15 protein-coding genes are annotated in these 15,194 nt (G+C 62.5%); 8 read left to right on the top strand and 7 right to left on the bottom strand.

Annotated features, from left to right (window positions below):
- Nucleotides 1-55 precede the first annotated feature (55 nt).
- A complete protein-coding gene (locus tag D1641_RS02345) occupies nt 56-577 on the top strand; it encodes a hypothetical protein (protein ID WP_160662790.1) in 522 nt (173 codons plus the stop codon).
- Nucleotides 578-690: 113 nt separating this feature from the next.
- Here D1641_RS02345 and D1641_RS02340 read toward each other — a convergent pair whose 3' ends face one another.
- From D1641_RS02340 to D1641_RS02315, 6 genes are all read right to left on the bottom strand, one after another.
- Nucleotides 691-1,533 carry a metal ABC transporter permease gene (locus D1641_RS02340; RefSeq protein WP_160662789.1) on the bottom strand — a complete coding sequence of 281 codons (843 nt, stop codon included), beginning with the start codon at nt 1,531-1,533 and terminating at the stop codon, nt 691-693.
- Nucleotides 1,530-2,333: a metal ABC transporter ATP-binding protein gene (locus tag D1641_RS02335; RefSeq protein WP_201757206.1), complete on the bottom strand. Its 804-nt coding sequence runs from the start codon at nt 2,331-2,333 to the stop codon at nt 1,530-1,532. The genes D1641_RS02340 and D1641_RS02335 overlap by 4 nt, the downstream gene beginning before the upstream one ends.
- Nucleotides 2,269-3,282 (bottom strand): metal ABC transporter substrate-binding protein, encoded by a 1,014-nt coding sequence (locus D1641_RS02330; protein ID WP_160662788.1) that lies wholly within the window; start codon nt 3,280-3,282, stop codon nt 2,269-2,271. The genes D1641_RS02335 and D1641_RS02330 overlap by 65 nt, the downstream gene beginning before the upstream one ends.
- 201 nt (nt 3,283-3,483) lie before the next feature.
- Nucleotides 3,484-3,972, bottom strand: a complete 489-nt coding sequence (locus D1641_RS02325) for a hypothetical protein (RefSeq protein WP_160662787.1) — start codon at nt 3,970-3,972, stop codon at nt 3,484-3,486.
- The gene (locus tag D1641_RS02320; RefSeq protein WP_160662786.1) at nt 3,972-4,280 is read right to left on the bottom strand and encodes a DUF2089 family protein; all 309 of its coding nucleotides are present in this window, start codon (nt 4,278-4,280) and stop codon (nt 3,972-3,974) included. The genes D1641_RS02325 and D1641_RS02320 overlap by 1 nt, the downstream gene beginning before the upstream one ends.
- Nucleotides 4,281-4,447: 167 nt before the next feature.
- Nucleotides 4,448-5,332 carry a DMT family transporter gene (locus tag D1641_RS02315; protein WP_243149225.1) on the bottom strand — a complete coding sequence of 295 codons (885 nt, stop codon included), beginning with the start codon at nt 5,330-5,332 and terminating at the stop codon, nt 4,448-4,450.
- Nucleotides 5,333-5,470: 138 nt separating this feature from the next.
- On the opposite strand from D1641_RS02315, the gene D1641_RS02310 reads away from it, so the two are divergent.
- Nucleotides 5,471-6,067 carry a DNA-3-methyladenine glycosylase gene (locus D1641_RS02310; protein WP_160662785.1) on the top strand — a complete coding sequence of 199 codons (597 nt, stop codon included), beginning with the start codon at nt 5,471-5,473 and terminating at the stop codon, nt 6,065-6,067.
- 57 nt (nt 6,068-6,124) lie between these two features.
- On the opposite strand, the gene D1641_RS02305 is transcribed toward D1641_RS02310, so the two are convergent.
- Nucleotides 6,125-6,538: a hypothetical protein gene (locus D1641_RS02305; protein WP_160662784.1), complete on the bottom strand. Its 414-nt coding sequence runs from the start codon at nt 6,536-6,538 to the stop codon at nt 6,125-6,127.
- Between the two features lie 263 nt (nt 6,539-6,801).
- Between D1641_RS02305 and D1641_RS02300 the strand changes: the two genes are divergently transcribed.
- The 6 genes from D1641_RS02300 (at nt 6,802) to D1641_RS02275 (ending at nt 15,194) form a co-directional block, all read left to right on the top strand.
- Nucleotides 6,802-7,251 carry a DUF1934 domain-containing protein gene (locus tag D1641_RS02300; protein WP_160662783.1) on the top strand — a complete coding sequence of 150 codons (450 nt, stop codon included), beginning with the start codon at nt 6,802-6,804 and terminating at the stop codon, nt 7,249-7,251.
- A gap of 115 nt (nt 7,252-7,366) precedes the next feature.
- On the top strand, nt 7,367-9,118 hold the full coding sequence (gene argS, locus D1641_RS02295; RefSeq protein ID WP_160662782.1) for an arginine--tRNA ligase: 1,752 nt from the start codon (nt 7,367-7,369) through the stop codon (nt 9,116-9,118).
- Between the two features lie 345 nt (nt 9,119-9,463).
- Complete coding sequence (locus D1641_RS02290) at nt 9,464-10,090, top strand: CoA pyrophosphatase (RefSeq protein WP_160662781.1); 627 nt, start codon at nt 9,464-9,466, stop codon at nt 10,088-10,090.
- Nucleotides 10,091-10,382: 292 nt separating this feature from the next.
- Nucleotides 10,383-12,554 (top strand): DUF5693 family protein, encoded by a 2,172-nt coding sequence (locus D1641_RS02285; RefSeq protein WP_160662780.1) that lies wholly within the window; start codon nt 10,383-10,385, stop codon nt 12,552-12,554.
- Between the two features lie 16 nt (nt 12,555-12,570).
- The gene (csaB, locus tag D1641_RS02280) at nt 12,571-13,674 is read left to right on the top strand and encodes a polysaccharide pyruvyl transferase CsaB (RefSeq protein WP_160662779.1); all 1,104 of its coding nucleotides are present in this window, start codon (nt 12,571-12,573) and stop codon (nt 13,672-13,674) included.
- A complete protein-coding gene (locus D1641_RS02275) occupies nt 13,671-15,194 on the top strand; it encodes a lipid II flippase MurJ (RefSeq protein WP_160662778.1) in 1,524 nt (507 codons plus the stop codon). The genes csaB and D1641_RS02275 overlap by 4 nt, the downstream gene beginning before the upstream one ends.

Below are 15,194 nucleotides of genomic sequence, written 5' to 3'. Positions count from 1 at the left end.
TCCGGCGTTTTATAGTCGACGCACTTGAGAAGAGGTAAAAAGGAGGGGAGGAAAAATGGCGCGGGGCAAGGCGGAGGATGCAGGCTGGCTGACGCCCGCCAAAGACGACAACGCCGCCCTGTGCCATTTTGGCCGCCGAACTTTACCGATTTTCAAGTGTGTTGACTATAAGAAGAAAAGGAGAAAACCTTGCATCCCCTTGGAAACTCTGGTAGAATTGAGCTATGAACAGGAGGTTTTCAATATGGCAGGTAAGCTTATGAGGATCAAGAAAATCGTTGTGCCCTTCATGACCTTAGTTATCGTATTAGCAGGCTGTGCTGCAATGAGTAGTGATGAGACGTTTCAATCAATGCAGGAATCCCCGGACGCAGCCCAAGTAATAGGCGCAGATGGACAGCAGATTGTTACTGATGCTCCAGACAATTCGGGTGTTGGAGCAGCTGACAGTAATGAGGATCAGATAGCGGAATTAACGCATGAGGACCTAAACTCGACAATCCATGGGACGATAATACAGAAATCATCTATGGCGGCAGCTAAATCACATCTGCAATCAGTAAAGGCAGTTGGATAATACCAACTGCCTTTCTGCGTGTCAAAGAACCCTCGTCCCGCCGTGTATTTGCTTGATTACGGCGGGGCTCAAGCATTGTCAACACGGAGGGTAAAAGAGAGCTTTTTTCTGATTTACTTCTTCCGCGCCAGGAATGTCAGCGCGAACCACACTGCCAGATATAAGGTGATGGCGGCGCCGGCGGAGCCGCCCACATAGTAGGAGGTCATCAGCCCGGCGATTCCGGCCAGGACGGCCCCCAGCAGGGAGAACAGGTGGTACTGCCCCATGCTTCGGGCCGCGTTCCGGGCGGCGGCCCCGGGGAGGACCAGCAGGGAGTTGATTACCAGCAGCCCCACCCAGGTCATGGACAGGGTGACCACCACGGCGATGGCGATGGAGAATATGGTCTCCTGCCAAAAGACCCGGATGCCCCGGCTGTCGGCCAGGGCGGGGTGGACGGCGGAGAGCATGAGCTGGTTGAAGGACGCCGCCCACAGCCCGAGAACCAGCAGCAGGATCAGGGCGAGCACCCTGATTTTGGCGGGCTCCACCGACAGAATATCGCCGATGAGCAGGCTGTTGAACCGGGTGAAGGACCGCCCTCCCAGGGTGGACAGGAAGATGCCCAGGGCCACGGCGGTGGAGGAGAACACCCCGATCACCGTGTCGCTGGCCAGGGCGGAGCGGCGGCGCACCACGTTAAACAGCAGGGCGAAGAGGACGGCGAAGAGCACCGCAGCCCAGGTGGGCTCATGGAAGCCGCACAGGGCCCCGATGGCCATGCCGGTGAAGGCGGAGTGGCCCAGGGCGTCGGAGAAAAAGGACATCCGGCTGTGGACCACCATGGTGGACAAAAGCCCGAAGAGGGGGGTAATCACAAGCACCGCCAGCAGGGCGTGCTTCATGAAGAACATCTCCCCGGGCTGGGCCCACTCGAAGGGGAGCAGGTCCACCAGAGCATACCAGAGATTCATTCCGCGCCCCCCTTTCCCATCCGCAGGTGGAAGGTCTCATAGAATTCCGGGGAGGACAGCACCTCATCCGGCGTGCCGGACCTGAGCACCCGGCGGTTGAGGAGGATCACCTTGTCGGCAAACTGGCCCAGGGTGGCGAAGTCGTGGGTGGACAGAAAGATGGACAGGTCGTACTGGGTGCGCAGCTCGTCCAGCATCTCCAATAGCTGGTGCTCCCCCTCGATGTCCACCCCGGACAGGGGCTCGTCCAGGATGAGGATGTGGGGCACCGGCTCCAGGGCCAGGGCCAGCAGCACCCGCTGGAGCTGCCCCCCCGACAGCCCGCCCATGGGCCGGTCCAGGAGATCCTCCCCGTGGACCCGCCCAAGGCAGGCCGCCGCCCGGTCCCGGTATTTTTGAGGGATGGGGAGCCACACCGGCCACCTGGCGGTGGCGGCGGTGAAGAAGTCCAGCACCGACACCGGGTCCCCCCGGTCGAAGTGGGGGGCCTGGGGGACGTAGCCCACCAGGGGCCGGGTCCCGCCGGTCATCTCCCCGTCGGCCAGCCGGATGGCCGGTCCCCCGGCGGGGGAGAAGGTGATTTTACCTTTATAATTCATCTGGCCCAGGATGCTCCGGAAGAGGGTGGACTTCCCCGCCCCGTTGGGGCCGATCAGAGCCACAATCTCCCCGCAGTGGAGGTGGAAGGACACATCCTCCAGGATGGAGTCCCCCTCCAGCTTGACGGACAGGTCCTCAAGCTTCAGGCAGCAGGTCGCAGCGCACCCCGAGATTAGCTTTCCATGCTTGATCTTCCGCATCGAAGGAAATCACCTCCTCACCGGCGAATCCGTTGAGAATTGCCGCAAGATTACCGGTTATCCCGGTGTAGTATGTCTCCAGATCAACCTCCGGGCCGTCCATCAGCATGTTGAGCTGGACCACCTGGCAGCCCGTCTCCCGGGCGATGGCCTGGGCGGTGGCGTCGGAGCCGTTGACCTCGGTAAAAATCACCGGGATGCCGTACTCCTTTACCAGCCGGGTGATCTCCACGATCTCCTTCGCACTGGCCTCGCTGCCCGCCTCCTCTTCGATGGCGGCCAGCAGGGGGAGGCCAAAGGCTTCGGCGAAGTATTGAAAGCCGTCGTGGAAGGTGATAAGGCCGGGAATTTCAGGGGCCAATTCCCGCAGGGCTTGCTTTCCCTGTCCCGAGCACCGGCACAGCACCTCGACAATGCCGCTCCAGCCGGTCCCATACTCTTCTGAATGTTCCAAATCCGCCTGGACCAGTCCTATTACCAGGTTGTTGGCCATATGGAGCGCCCGGTTGGGGTCCATCCAGTAGTGGGGGTCCCAATGGCCGTGGTCATGGCCGTGCTCGTCCGCCTCCCCCTCCTCGTGGCGGTGGGAGAGGCTCTCCAGCAGCTCGATCCCCTCCGAGCAGTCGATCACCCGGGCGTCGGAGGTCTGGAGCGCGTCCTCCAGGAACTCCTCCAGCCCCGCCCCGTTGATGGCGATGACGTCTGCCCGCTCAATTTTCTTCATGTCCGCCATGGACAAGGTGTAGTTGTGGAGGCAGCTGACGGAGCCAGTGTCCAGCCGCTCCACCGCAACCCCCTCCACCCCCTCCGACAGGGCGGAGGCCAGCAGGTAGATGGGGTAGGTGGTGCATACCACCGTCAGCCGGGGGGCCTCCTCCGCCCTTGCCCCGCAGCCGGGGAGGGAGAGGAGAAGCGCCGCCAGAATGGAAATCAGAACGGTTTTTTTCATGAGCTTCCTCGCTGTTTCGTTGGGATTGCTCCAGTATATCGCAGTTTTTTCCATTTGTAAAGGAGCGGTTTGGAGATTTGCGGGAATCGATTTCGCGCAATGTAGGGCGCGACGACCCCGGCGCGCCGTCTGAATTGAATCAAAATTCCGGCGGGCCAAGTCGTCCCGCCCTGCAAATGCGGCTTAATTCGGCGGGATATTCTATCCCAGGTCCTCGATTTTCATCCGCTTCAGGTCCTCCGCTGTGTCCCGGCGGCCCTTGTAGTGCAGCCAGATGCCGCAAAAGACCGCAGTGGGGATGTTCATGACCAGGAACAGCACCCCGACAGCGATGAGAGTCCTGACGGGGAACTCGGTTTTCTCCGTCTCCCCTCTGGGGACGCCCTCCTGGGCGGGGACGTCAATGACCTCGCTCTTCTGAGCGGGGACGCTTTGCCCGTCGGGCCCCACGTAGCTGGCGCCGCCGCTTACCAGAGTATTGCCTCCTCCAACGGTCAAGGTACTGAACGCCGCCATGCTGAACACCATCACCAGGGACAGGCCCAGGGAGAGACAGGGCAGAATCAGCCCCAGCTTCAGGCTCTTTTTACACAGCCAGACCTGTAAGGCCACCAGCAGGGCGATGGGCAGAAAAAACATGAACAGTACAATGGGTATCATAACAATTGTGAATCCAAGGTTAGAAGCCATTACAATTCCTCCTTATTTCCGCGGGTCTTTTTATACTCCGCGATCAGCAGCTTCGCGGTGTCCAGGTCGATCTTTTCGTTCACCGCCAGCCGCTTCACCGTGGCGATGTAGGGGTCGGCGGCGGCGTCCTCGCTGAGGCGGATCTTCTGAATCAGCCGGTCCAGACGCAGGCGCACCGTGGGATAGGTCACCCCGTATTGCCCGGCCACCTCCTTTAGCGAGCCGGAGGCCAGAAGAAAGCGCCGGATAAAGGCCACGTCCTCCTCCTCCAGCCCGGCCATCCAGTCGGGCAGCAGCTCTATGGACATAGGCAGTCCTCCTTTTTATGTGTTACGGCTGTGCCCCGTCCAACCGACGGGGGATGAGTATATAATACACTTTAATTTTGTTAAAGTCAAGCTTTAATTTTATTTTTTATTTTGTTAAAAATATCCCGCCTCCCTGGAGGCGGGCGCAGGGCGCACATCGTGCGCCCCTACATAGCTTTGCGTAAAAAGGAGAATTTCGTCTCGGAGCAGACCACCGCCACAAAGATGAGGGCGAAGCCCAGAATCAGCCGTGGGGTGACGGGGTCGCCGTAGAAGAGGACGGAGAAGAGCACCCCGAACACCGACTCCAGGGACAGGATCACTGAGCCGGACACCGGGTCGGACCAGACCATGCCCACGTTCTGGAACAGCAGGGCCACGGTGGTGGCCATGACGCACAGATAGGCCAGAGGGATGAGGCAGGCCGGGTCAGCGAGGGCGGCGGCGGGGAACCTCTCAGTGAGCAGGCCTCCCACCCAGGCGAAGCCCCCGGCAAAGGCGAACTGAAGGGTGGTGAGCAGGGTGACGTCCTTTCCCGGGGATACCTTAGCTACCGCCACGATGTGGGCGGCGTAGAACACTGCGCACAGCAGGGTGAGGCCGTCGCCGGCGTTGACAGTGAAGCCGCCGTTGAGGGAAACCAGCCCCACCCCCGTGACGCACAGCAGGGCGGCGGCGATGTTGTATCGGTCGGGCCTTTTCCCCACCACTGCCCAGGTGAGAAAGGGGACCATCACGCAGTACACCGAGGTGAGAAAGGCGTTTTTGGAGGGGGTGGTGAGGGACAGGCCGTAAGTCTGGACGGAGTAGGCCAGGCAGAGGAAGCCGCCGATCACCGCCCCGCGCCACAGGCAGTCCGGAGTGAAGAGCCGCCACTTGTTCCAGCACACCAGGGCCAGCAGGACTGCCCCGGCGGTGAACCGGATGGCCAGCAGATAGAGCACCGGCATCACGTCCAGGGTGTTTTTCATGATGAAGAAGGAGGTACCCCAGATCAGGGCTGCGGCGAAGAGCATCGGCTTGGCCAGCCGCTTCATGGTTTCGGGTGTCATGGAAATCAACTCCGGATTGCAAAATGGAATAAGGTGTGGTAGGATGACGGATGCAGGGGGCGATGACCTCGGCGCCCCGTTTGCTGTGATGGCAGCGGGCCGAGTCGTCCCGCCCTACAAAGAGACGGGGAGGGGCATATGGATATCCTCACACGAGAATTTTACGCCCGGGACACCCTGACCGTGGCCCGGGACCTGCTGGGCCGGGAGCTTGTCCGGGTGCTGGCGGACGGGACGCTCCTGTCCTGCCGGATCACCGAGACCGAGGCCTACATCGGCCGGCTGGACAAGGCCTGCCACGCCTACGGCTATAAGCGGACCCCACGCACGGAGACCCTCTTCGCCCCGCCGGGGACGGCTTATGTCTACCTGATCTATGGTATGTACCACTGCCTGAACTTTGTCACCGAGGAGGAGGGGGAGCCCGCCGCTGTCCTCATCCGGGGGGCGGTCCCCGCCGCAAACGGAACTATGATAGCACAAAACCGCTTTGGATGCAAGCTGGAAAGGATGACGGCTTACCAGAGGAAGAACTTTCTCAACGGCCCCGGCAAGCTGTGTAAAGGACTAGTCCTTACCAGAGAGCAGAATGGCCTGGACCTGACCGGCCCGGGCGGCGGGCTGTACGTCCTCCCCGGCGTCCCGCCCGACCCCTCCGCCGTCCGGGCGGGCAGGCGGATTGGTATCGACTACGCCCAGGAGGCGGTGGACTTCCCCTGGCGGTTCTATCTGTGACAGGATGAAAAGCCCCCGGCGCGGCCGCGCCGGGGGTTTGATCTGTTCAAGGGAAGGTCATCTGTCGATATCCACCAGTATGTTGTCTGTTCCGTGCTCCTCGAACTCGGCGATGTAGGCGTCGATGCGGCTGGTGAGCTCGGCGTAGTTGCTCTCGTCGATGGGGGCGTCGTCCATATCCCGGCGGGCCAGGTCCTCGGCCAGGATATCGAAAAACACATTGTTCTCATACTCCACGATGGCCTCGTGGATGCCACCCTCCACAAAGGCCCGGGAGGGGACGATCTCCCCCTGATAGAGCTCGGCCAGCTGGGGCATGCCCTCCAGGGCGGCCCGGCCGAAGAGCAGGCTCTCCACCTGGTCATAGTCGGCGAAGCGCTGGTCCCCCCGGGTGGAGTTTAAAATCCAGTTGCCGATATAGACCAGATCCAGCAGCCGCCGGAACTGCTTTTTGCTCAATTCCAGATTCATGGAACAGTCCTCCTCTCCCAACAGGAGACAATGATACGCCCCCGCTGGCTGGGCGGGAGGCGGTATACCTTTCTAAAGCTATTATAGCGCCCAAATTCTATTTGTCAAATGGAGAAACACGGCAATTCCTCTTGTTTTTTCAGGCAAAATGACATACAATGAAGGAGCCCCTTTACAGAGGTCCCCAAACTGTGTATAATACCTCAGGCTGACGGCCCGCAGGGCCGTCAGAGCAGAAATTACACGGCGATTGGAGGCCCCCTATGGACAAGGAAGTGGTCATCTCCATCAAGGGGATACAGAAGTATGAGGGCGCGCTGCCCGATGTGATTGAGCTGGTCACTGCGGGCCGCCTGGCCCGGGACGGGGAGAGCTACACCCTGTCCTATCAGGAGAGCGAGCTCACCGGCCTGGAGGGCACCCTGACCACCATCCAGGTGGACGGGGGACAGGTCACCCTGATGCGGGTGGGGGAGTTCAACTCCCAGCTGGTGTTCCAGGAGGGGCGGCGGCACCTGTCGGTGTACAATACACCTTATGGCGCCATGTCGGTGGGGGTGCATACCCGCCACCTGCTGACTCAGCTCAGCGACCAGGGGGGCGACATCGAGGTGGACTACTCTATCGAGGTGGACCACGCTCTGGCCGGCCGGAATATCTTCCGTATCAACGTGAAGGAGGCGGAGGCCGGCCTGGGGAGCCTGAAGCAATAGACAATCCGTAAGGGCGCGACGACCCCGGTGCGCCGTCTGCAATATCCTAATACCCCGGCGGGCCGAGGTCGTCCCGCCCTACAACGGGTAAACATACAAAAACGAGGTGCGAACGATGACAAACATGATCCAGGCCGCCAAGGACCAGGTGGCCTCCCTGACCCAGACGGCCTATGAGAAGGCCGCCGCTGCGGGGGCCCTGCCCTATGGAGCGGAGGTGAAGGCCACCATTGAGATTCCCAAGGATACCTCCCACGGGGACTACGCCTCCTCCTTCGCCATGGCGGGGGCCAAAGCGCTGCACATGGCGCCCCGGCAGATCGCCCAGGTCATCGTGGATAACCTGGAGCTGGAGGGCAGCTACTTCAGCAGAGTGGAGATCGCAGGCCCCGGCTTTTTGAACTTCACCCTGGGCCCCAAATGGTACGGTGAGGTGCTGTCCGCTGTGGAGGCGGAGGGAGCGTCCTATGGCTCCGGCGGCGGGGGCGCGGGTAAAAGGGTGATGGTGGAGTTTGTCTCCGCCAACCCCACCGGCCCCATGCACATGGGCAACGCCCGGGGCGGCGTGCTGGGGGACACCCTGGCCAACGTCCTGGCCCGGGACGGCTGGAATGTGTGGAAGGAGTTCTATGTCAACGATGCGGGCAACCAGATCAACAAGTTCGCCCGGTCCATCTTCGCCCGGTACCAGCAGATTGTCTGGAAGGACGACACCCTCCCCTTCCCCGAGGACGGCTATCAGGGAGAGGACATCAAGGAGCTGGCCCAGGCCTATTATGACGAGTGCGGCGCCGACGACATCAATGAGCCGGAGCAGGATGTCCTCTTCGATATGGCCCAGTTCGGCCTGGAGCGCAACATCCCCAAGATGAAGGCGGACCTTCAAAAGTACGGCATCGAGTACGACCAGTGGTACATGGAGTCCTGGCTCCACGACCGGGGCTTTGTGGCCGACACGGTGGGCCTGCTGACCGAGAAGGGCTGGACCTATGAGAAGGACGGGGCTCTGTGGCTGAAGACCACCGAGCTGCTGAAGAAGAAGTATCTGGCCGAGGGCAGAAGTCAGGAGCAGGTGGACAAGCTGGACCTGAAGGACGACGTCCTCCGCCGGGCCAACGGCTTTTACACCTACTTCGCCGCCGATATCGCCTACCACCGGAACAAGCTGGAGGAGCGGAAATTCGACCTGGCCATCAACATCTGGGGGGCGGACCACCACGGCCACGTGGCCCGGCTCCAGGCCGCCCTGGACGGGCTGGGCCTGGACGGCTCTCACCGGCTGGTGATTGTGCTCATGCAGCTGGTGAACCTGCTCCAGGACGGCAAGCCGGTGCGCATGTCCAAGCGGACGGGGAAGGCCATCGCCCTCCACGACCTGCTGGACGAGATCAGTGTGGACGCCGCCCGGTACTACTTCAACAACCGGACCCCCTCCAGCCCCCTGGACTTCGACCTGGACCTGGCCGTCCGCCAGGACAGCGAGAACCCGGTGTACTACGTCCAGTACGCCCACGCCCGCATCTGCTCCCTCCTGGCCCGGCTGGCCGAGGAGGATGGGGCTGCCGTCCCCGCCGCCGGGGAGGTGGACGCCGCCCTGCTGGCGGCGGCGGAGGAGCTGGCCCTGGTGAAGGCCCTGGCCCAGTACCCCGAGGAGCTCCACCTGGCCGCCCGGGACTTCGATCCCAGCCGGATCAACCGCTACCTCACCGCCCTGGCGGGGGATTTTCACCGCTTCTACAACGCCTGCCGGCTGAAGGGGGAAGAGGAGGCCGTCTTGTCTGCCCGGCTGAAGCTGGCCGACACGGTCCGCTCCGTCCTGGAGAACGGCCTTAAGCTTCTGGGCGTGTCCGCGCCGGAGAAGATGTAAAACTCCTGTCCCGCCCGCAGGCGAAAAAGGCCCCTTTGGAAAGGGGCTGTCAGCGGTCGGCGGAGTGAGGATTGTGTTTCTGTTTGTAGGGCGCGACGACCTCGGCGCGCCGCCGAAATCAGGCAAATACAGGGCGGGCCGAGTCGTCCCGCCCCTACAGAGGCTCAAAACCCTCGTATGCTTCGCATATTTTGGCTTTGCCAAAATACAATCCTCCGCCCCCTTCGGGGGCACCTCCTTTCACTGCGCAGCCGTTGGCGGCTTTGCCGCCTTACGGATGCGGCGTCCCCCTTGCGGGGAAAAGGAGGCTTGCCCTGCGGGGGGACGAGAGATGGAGAAACGAAAATGGAACTTGATCTGACCACCCTGGAGCATATCCTGCGTACCCGCACTCCTGGCCTGATGGACTCCAAACGCTCCTATGCCGTGCTGGTTCCCCTGGTGGAGCGGGAGGGGGAGCTCCAGCTGCTCTATGAGGTCCGGGCCCGCACCCTGCGCCGCCAGCCGGGGGAGGTGTGCTTCCCCGGGGGCCGGATGGAGCCGGGGGAGACGGCGGAGGAGTGCGCCCTCCGGGAGACCTTTGAGGAGCTGGCCATTCCGCCTGAGCGGGTCAGGCTGCTGGGCCGGCTGGACTTCATCGCCCATCGGGCCAGCTTCCTCATGCAGCCCGTGCTGGGGGTGGTGGACAGCGGGGCGCTGGAGGCTATGCGCCCCGGTCCGGCGGAGGTGGAGGAGGTCTTTTTTGTCCCCCTGTCCCACCTGCTGGAGACGGAGTCCATCGAGTACGACTACGACCTGGTGCCCACTCCGGCGGATGGCTTTCCCTATGAGCTCATCGGCATCCCACGGGACTATAAGTGGCAGCTGGGGCATGAGAACGTCCCCGTCTACCTCTGGCAGGGGCGGGCCATCTGGGGCCTGACCGGGCGGATCACCCGGAATCTGATCCGGATATGCAAGGCCCCCGGCTGAAAACCGGGGGCCTTTGGCTTATTCCTTTTCGGCCTTCTCTTTGAGCGCCTTGATGGCGAAGTCCAGGGCGGGGATGCTCTTCGCGGTGCAATACTGCTTCATGTTTTCCAGTTCGCGGATGGCCTCTTTTGCGGTCATGGCACTCACACTCCTTTACAGCTGCTATTTTACCACACAATGGCAGGAGAATCAAGAAGAACAAATTTAATGATTCCCCCACTTTTTTTTCCAGCGCGGATATTGTATAATGTGGAGTAATTGCGGCAGAGCCGCAGAACAGAAAGGAGCTCCCATGAAGCAGTACGTCAGGACAAATAAAATTCTTCTGGGCCTGCTGGCCCTGTGTGTGGCGGTCAGCCTGGCTGTGACCGGCCGGAGATGGCAGGCGGAGGCGGGTAGCAAGACCTATGATATTGTTTTGGATTACAGCGAGATCGAGCTGCTGGCCGAGCAGAGCGAACACGACGTCTCCTGGTGGCTGGAGCAGTTCCGGGATATGGGCATTACCCAGGTGGGCCTGGCGGAGGAGAGCCTGTCCTCCCTGATGCTGAACCCGGCCTGCACCGTCACCGCCCTGCCTATGGAGACCGTCCTGCAGGACGCGGATTGGCGCACCGGCTGGCCGGACAGCTTTATCCGGCGGGTGGAGCAGCGGGGCTATGACCGCTTCGACGTGCTGGTGGAGGTGGAGGGAGAGGAGACCGTCCGCTTGGTGACCGGCGGGGTGGAGGGCCGCCTGGACCCGGACAGCTATCTGATTGAGACGCTGGAGGGGGGCGGCAGGGCGTATGTCTTTCTGGACGGCAAGGTCAACGACGCGCTGTTTCAGAGTGAGAGCTATGTCACCGTGATGAACAAGAGCTTTGTCCAGCGCTCTGAGATCAAGGCATCCAAACTGATGTATCTGGCGCTGGGCTTTATGCCGGAGAAGGTGGAGGCCGTTCAGGCCCTGGGGATGGAGATTGTTCCCCGGACCCTGGCCTACAACGGCCACAACGACGCCCGCTTTGCCCGGGACGTGATCCGGGGCTATGAGGCCTTCGGCATTATGCCGGAGTATATGATCGCCGGCGGTGAGGGGGTCATCGGCTATGACGAGCAGGACGATTTCGCCCTGAACTACTTCCGGGACAACGGGATTACCGTCGGCCTGATCGAGACCGCGGTTCAGCGGGAGAATATTGTCCAGTCGGGGGTGGAGGAGCTGGCCCGGGCTGTGGATTACAACACCGTTCGGGTGTTCTCGGTCTGGGACTATATCCAGTACCGCTACGCATACTACAACTATAAGGGTGCGGAGGAGATTGAAAATACCCTCTACCGGGCGGTCACCGAACGGAACATCCGGGTAATCTACTTCAAGCCCATCAAGGAGAGCGACAACCGCTTCGCCTATATCACCGACCCGGAGGTCTACCGGGACATGTTCGACAGCCTGGACCGCCGTCTGGCGGACCACGGCATCACCCGGGGCCGGGCCTCGGTGATGGAAAACGTCCAGGTGCCCAGGCTGGCCATGCTGGCGCTGGGTCTGGGGGCCGGACTGGGAGGCGTGCTGCTGCTGGCCGCCTGCCTGCCCATGAAGAAGAGGTGGACCCTGGGTCTGGCCGGGGCGGCCGGGGTGTGCGTGGGCGCCGCCTGGGCGGCGGCGCCCAACACCTTCCGCCTGCTGGCCAGCTTTGCCAGCGCGGTGGTCTTTGCCTGCCTGGCCTCGGCCTTCTTCCTGATGGCTGCCAGACAGACCAGCCAGGCCCTGCCCTGGAACGCCGGGCTGGGGAAAATTCTGCCCCGGGCGGGCGGGATTCTGGCTGTCTCGGTGCTCATCGCGCTGGCAGGCGCCATGATGACCGCCGCCCCCCTGTCCTCCACCGACTTTATGCTGGAGCTGGGGATTTTCCGGGGGGTGAAGGCGGCTCAGCTGCTGCCGCTGGCGGCCTTCTGCGGACTGTTTCTGGCCTATTTCGGTCTGTTTGAGAAGGACCGGAGGACCGATACCCTCCAGCTGAGGGATGTCACCGCCGTGCTGAGGTGGAACATCCCGGTGTGGAGCCTGATCGTTTTGGCGGTGCTGGCCCTGGCGGGGTACTACTATCTGGCCCGCACCGGCCACGAGACCGCGGTGTCCGTGTCCGACCTGGAGATTATCATGCGCAACGTGCTGGAGGAGCATCTGCTGGCGAGGCCCCGGACCAAGGAGTTCCTGGTGGCTTTCCCCGGCGTCATGCTGGCGGTCTACTGCGCCGTGCGCCGCCTCCCCCTTGGGACGGCGCTGTTCGGCCTGGCTGGCACCGTCGGCATGACCAGCGTGTGCAATACCTTTATGCACATCCGCACGCCGCTGTACCTGGGCTTCGCCCGCACCGCCGGCTCTCTGGCGCTGGGGCTCGCGGTAGGCGTGATTCTCACCGGCTGCTTTGAGCTGGCATACCGGCTGCTTCTCCAGACCCGAAAAAAATTAACTTGAGGCGGAACACAGACAGATGTATAACATACTGATATCGGGCTACTACGGCTTTAACAACATCGGGGACGAGTCTATTCTGCGTACCGTCATCGACAACCTGAGGGAGAAGCTCCCCAACGTGGACATCACCGTTCTGTCACGGTCGCCGGCCCAGACCAGCGAGAAATATGGGGTGAAGGCCGTCCGGCGGATGAATCTGTGGAGCATCCTGCGCTCCGTCCGGCACTGCGACATGCTTCTGTCGGGGGGCGGGAGCCTGCTCCAGGATGCCACCAGCGGCCGCAGCATTCTCTACTACCTGTTTATCCTCCGGCTGGCCCAGCTGCTGGGCAAGCGGACCTTCATCTACAGCCAGGGCATCGGCCCCATCGCCAACCCCTGGAACCGGCGGCTCACCGCCGCGGTGCTCCGCCGGACCGACGGCATCGTGGTCCGGGACGCCGGGAGCCGGGACCTGCTGCTGGAGATCGGCGTGCCTGCGGAGCGAATCCACGTCACCGCCGACCCGGTGATCCGGGTGAAAAAGCCGGACACGGCCCTGGGCCTGGAGATTCTGGCCCGGGAGGGCTGTCCGAAGGTCCCCGGGCGGCTGACGGTGGGGTGGGCGGTGAAGGCCCGGAGGTCCGACGGAGATTTCCTGCGGGAGGTGGGCAAATGCGTCCTCTGGCTCCGGGAGGAGTACGGCGCGGATTCGGTGCTGATTCCCTTCTTCCACGACGAGGACGTGGGGATGTGCGAGGCGGTGGCCGCCGGCCTGGACGGCCGGGCGGGCTGCCTGCGGCGCAAGTATCTGTCGGAGGAGACCCTGTCCATCATCGGCTCCATGGACGTGATGGTAGGGGTCCGGCTGCACGCCCTCATCTACGCCGCCGTCATGGGGGTGCCCATGATCGGCGTCAGCTATGACCCAAAGGTGGATTTCTTTCTCGCCTCCATCTGTCAGCCCACTCCCTTCACGGTGGAGGACTTTACCCTGGAGCGCTTCCAGGCGGTTTTCCGGGAGACCATGAAGAACCGGGATGAGATCCGGGAGACCACGTCCCAGTGTTTGGAAGAGCTAATTTCCAAACTGGACCAGAACGAGGAGCTCATTCGAGCCATTATGGAGCAAGTGAAGTGAAAAAGAATCAAACCGTCCATGTGATCGGCGCGGTGACGCTGGTGACCCTGTTCGCCAAGCTGCTGGGCATCGTCCGGGAGTCCCTGCAGGCCCGGGCCTTCGGCACTCTGGTCGTTGCCGACCTGTATACCACCGCCAACAACAACACCATATATCTCTTCACCACCGTGGCCTACGCCTTGTGCGTGGCCGCCGTGCCCATCCTGACCCCCCGCCTGCGCCAGAACCGGGAGGAGGGCTGCCGGGCGGCCAGCAACCTGATTACCATCATGGTGCTGGTGAGCGGGGCGGCGGCGGCGGCCTGGATCGGAGTTACCTTCACGCCGCTGATGGACAGCCTCTGGAGTGGCGCCCCGGAGGAGACTGCCCTGCTGGCCCGGTATATGCGCCTGATGGCCCTCACCCTGCCGGTGATTGTCCTTACCTACCTGCTGGTGGCCCTGTTCCAGTCTTTGGAGCACTTTGTCCTCCAGGGCAGCATGTCCATCCCCTATAACCTGGCGCTGATTCTGTTCCTGGCCCTCTTCGCCGGGAGGCTGGGGGTGGGGGGCTATGTGGCGGCGGTGGCTCTGGCCTGGCTCTTGCAGCTGGCCATGACCGTCCCCTACGGCCTGAAGGAGCGCTGCCGCCTGCGCCCGGTGCTGGACCTGCGGGCGGACTATGTGAAAACCTTCTTCAGGACCGCCGTGGTGACGGTGCTGACCACCTCCATCTTCCTGTTCTGCTACCTCCAGGATTCGGGGATGACGGCCCAGCTGGCCGACAGCCCGGTGAGCGCCTTCTACTATGCGGATAAGCTCTTTACCCCCCTGACCACCACCCTGATCTACTCCATCAGCACGGTGCTGTTCCCCAAGTTCAGCGAGGAGTACGCCTCCGCCGGCCGGGACGCCTATCTGCGCTATATCTGGAACGTGCTGCGATCCACCCTGCTGCTCATCCTGCCCATCTCGGTGGTTCTGGCGGCCTTCGGCACCCCCATTGTCCGGGTGCTCTTTGAGGGGGGCAGCTTCGATGCCGCCTCCAGCGCCTCCACAGGGGCCATCTTTACCATCTACGCCCTGTCTATGGCGGGCTTCTGCGCCCTGGACCTGCTGAGCAAGGCCTACTACACCATGGAGAAAACCCTGCCCCCCCTGCTGGTCAACGGCGGCATCCTGGTGTGCAACTGGTGTCTGAACCGGCTGCTGGGCCCCCGCTGGGGGGGAGCCGGCCTGGCCGCCGCCACGGCGCTCTCCATCACCGCCGGCGGCATCGTTCTGGCCTGTGTACTGCTCCGGGGGGCGGGGAGGATCCACATCCTGCCCCTGATCAAGAGTGCCGCCGCTGCCGCGTTCACTGGCGGGGCGCTTTGGTTCTTCACCGGCCTGGCCCTGAACGGCCTGGAGAGCAAGCTTATGCTGGTGGTTAAATGTGTGGCGCTGGGCGGAGGGGCTGCGGCGGTGTACGCCGTGCTGATGCTCCTCACCCGGCAGGAGGACTTTCTGGAGCTGATAAAGCGCTGGAAAAAGGGTGATTGA

This window comes from Colidextribacter sp. OB.20 (genome assembly GCF_009911595.1).
Classification (GTDB): domain Bacteria; phylum Bacillota; class Clostridia; order Oscillospirales; family Oscillospiraceae; genus Lawsonibacter.
Note: the sequence above shows the minus strand (reverse complement) of the source record. Positions and strands in the feature narration are given on the sequence as shown.

Coding starts and splice junctions, on each gene's coding strand:
- D1641_RS02305 (WP_160662784.1), bottom strand. CDS start 6,538: ATGAATCTGGAATTGAGCAAAAAGCAGTTCCGGCGGCTGCTGGATCTG.
- D1641_RS02330 (WP_160662788.1), bottom strand. CDS start 3,282: ATGAAAAAAACCGTTCTGATTTCCATTCTGGCGGCGCTTCTCCTCTCC.
- D1641_RS02335 (WP_201757206.1), bottom strand. CDS start 2,333: ATGCGGAAGATCAAGCATGGAAAGCTAATCTCGGGGTGCGCTGCGACC.
- D1641_RS02340 (WP_160662789.1), bottom strand. CDS start 1,533: ATGAATCTCTGGTATGCTCTGGTGGACCTGCTCCCCTTCGAGTGGGCC.
- D1641_RS02310 (WP_160662785.1), top strand. CDS start 5,471: ATGGATATCCTCACACGAGAATTTTACGCCCGGGACACCCTGACCGTG.
- D1641_RS02300 (WP_160662783.1), top strand. CDS start 6,802: ATGGACAAGGAAGTGGTCATCTCCATCAAGGGGATACAGAAGTATGAG.
- D1641_RS02285 (WP_160662780.1), top strand. CDS start 10,383: ATGAAGCAGTACGTCAGGACAAATAAAATTCTTCTGGGCCTGCTGGCC.
- csaB (WP_160662779.1), top strand. CDS start 12,571: ATGTATAACATACTGATATCGGGCTACTACGGCTTTAACAACATCGGG.
- D1641_RS02345 (WP_160662790.1), top strand. CDS start 56: ATGGCGCGGGGCAAGGCGGAGGATGCAGGCTGGCTGACGCCCGCCAAA.
- D1641_RS02320 (WP_160662786.1), bottom strand. CDS start 4,280: ATGTCCATAGAGCTGCTGCCCGACTGGATGGCCGGGCTGGAGGAGGAG.
- D1641_RS02290 (WP_160662781.1), top strand. CDS start 9,464: ATGGAACTTGATCTGACCACCCTGGAGCATATCCTGCGTACCCGCACT.
- D1641_RS02315 (WP_243149225.1), bottom strand. CDS start 5,332: ATGACACCCGAAACCATGAAGCGGCTGGCCAAGCCGATGCTCTTCGCC.
- argS (WP_160662782.1), top strand. CDS start 7,367: ATGACAAACATGATCCAGGCCGCCAAGGACCAGGTGGCCTCCCTGACC.
- D1641_RS02325 (WP_160662787.1), bottom strand. CDS start 3,972: ATGGCTTCTAACCTTGGATTCACAATTGTTATGATACCCATTGTACTG.